The following is a 1,430-nucleotide window of genomic DNA, read 5'->3' as shown; positions in this document are numbered from 1 at the left end:
GTGCCGATGGGCAACTAAAACCCTATAAAACTTATTTAAAAAAATTAACTATTCGTCAAGTTCCTGGCAATCATTGGCCTTTTTTAGTAGAGCCGGAAGAGTTTAATCGGGCTGTAGAGCTGTTTTTGGAAGAGCAACAGCAAAAGCCCTCTGAGTGTGAGGGATGACTTGTTACTCTGATGTTTCAGGATTAGACCATTCAATATGAGTATAATAATTACTATATATTTATTCTGTATTTATGGATAACACAGTTTTATTTGGTATGGGAACTTTGCAGGAGTGGCTAACAGTATTAGGTTATGCATCCTTAATTGCTTTTGTTTTTTGGCGCGTGATGCTCACAAAGCCGAAGTGATATATTTGATATAAGCGAAAACGCATTTAAAATTGGTTTTAGCAAGGCAAAAGGCAAAAGGCAAAAGGCAAAAGCACACTGTAATCTATCTTTTTTATTTGATTTCAGCCACTAATACAGTATTAAATGCACAACAGCTTACTGCCCATAACGCACTCTAGAGGATCAAGCGATCGCATAAGCGCGGAAGCTGAGGCCGTAGGCCACGCTTTGCGAACGCTTCATCGCATCCCGTCTAGTGCGTTCGCGTAGCGGCTCTGAACTCTTGTATATAAAGGTTTTTAAGACGATAGCTGTTCAAGTCGTTCAGCAAGCCATACCTTAATAATTGACTGACGGGTGACCCCCAATCGTTTGGCTTCCCGATCTAATGCTTCAATCATCCAAGTTGGGAAATCAACATTAACTCGTTTCTGCTCATATCCAGGACGTTTAGCATGGGAAGCGATGCAGCGCGGTCTTGGGGGTTTCCCCCACTCGCGCTTTGCATCAAGACAAGGTCTAAGAATTCAGTAATGTCTTCCCCCTGATCGAATTTGGCATCAAATTCTGTTGCTTTCATAAATGGCTACCTCTTCTTTTCGCGTCCGCCGGACTGAGATAATCCGTACTCTGTTTTGTCCATAGGTTTGGTATCACTATGCTATCATACTAGTGTAAACATTAGTGAAAACCATGGCCAATTTAAGTCTACGAGATATTCCTGAAGAGCTTTACCAACAGATCAAAGCAATGGCTGCCCGAGAACGCCGTTCTGTCAATCAACAGATTTTGGTGTTATTGGAGCGGTCTGTGCGACTCTCCCAGCGACCGTCAGCAGAGCTTCTCGAAGGAATTGATCGCACTAGAGAAACAATCTTTGCCCGAATTGGTATTATGCCTGATTCAGTGGAGCAAATTAATCAAGACCGGAACCGATAATGCTGTTGGTGATTGACAGTAGCGTTGTTGCTAAGTGGTTTTTTGTGGAGCCATTAACCAAACAGGCTCTGGCTGTCCGTAAAGATTGGGAGTTATCCAGAGTAGATTTGATTGCACCAGAACTGATGCTAGCAGAAGTCGGAAATATTAT

The 1,430-nt window shown here is 42.5% G+C and carries 2 protein-coding genes and 1 pseudogene; 2 read left to right on the top strand and 1 reads right to left on the bottom strand.

The window, feature by feature from the left end; all coding sequences use genetic code 11:
* A pseudogene (locus F6K53_RS42370) lies at positions 1 to 167 on the top strand (alpha/beta hydrolase); the annotation flags it as partial.
* Positions 168 to 737: 570 nt separating this feature from the next.
* Here F6K53_RS42370 and F6K53_RS42365 read toward each other — a convergent pair.
* Positions 738 to 920 (bottom strand): hypothetical protein, encoded by a 183-nt coding sequence (locus F6K53_RS42365; protein ID WP_229415177.1) that lies wholly within the window; start codon positions 918 to 920, stop codon positions 738 to 740.
* A gap of 113 nt (positions 921 to 1,033) precedes the next feature.
* Here F6K53_RS42365 and F6K53_RS42360 point away from each other — a divergent pair, with 113 nt between their 5' ends.
* A complete protein-coding gene (locus tag F6K53_RS42360) occupies positions 1,034 to 1,279 on the top strand; it encodes a hypothetical protein (protein WP_293086513.1) in 246 nt (81 codons plus the stop codon).
* The last annotated feature ends 151 nt before the right edge of the window (positions 1,280 to 1,430 follow it).

The organism is Moorena sp. SIO4A1, from assembly GCF_010672065.1.
GTDB lineage: Bacteria > Cyanobacteriota > Cyanobacteriia > Cyanobacteriales > Coleofasciculaceae > Moorena.
Note: the sequence above shows the minus strand (reverse complement) of the source record. Positions and strands in the feature narration are given on the sequence as shown.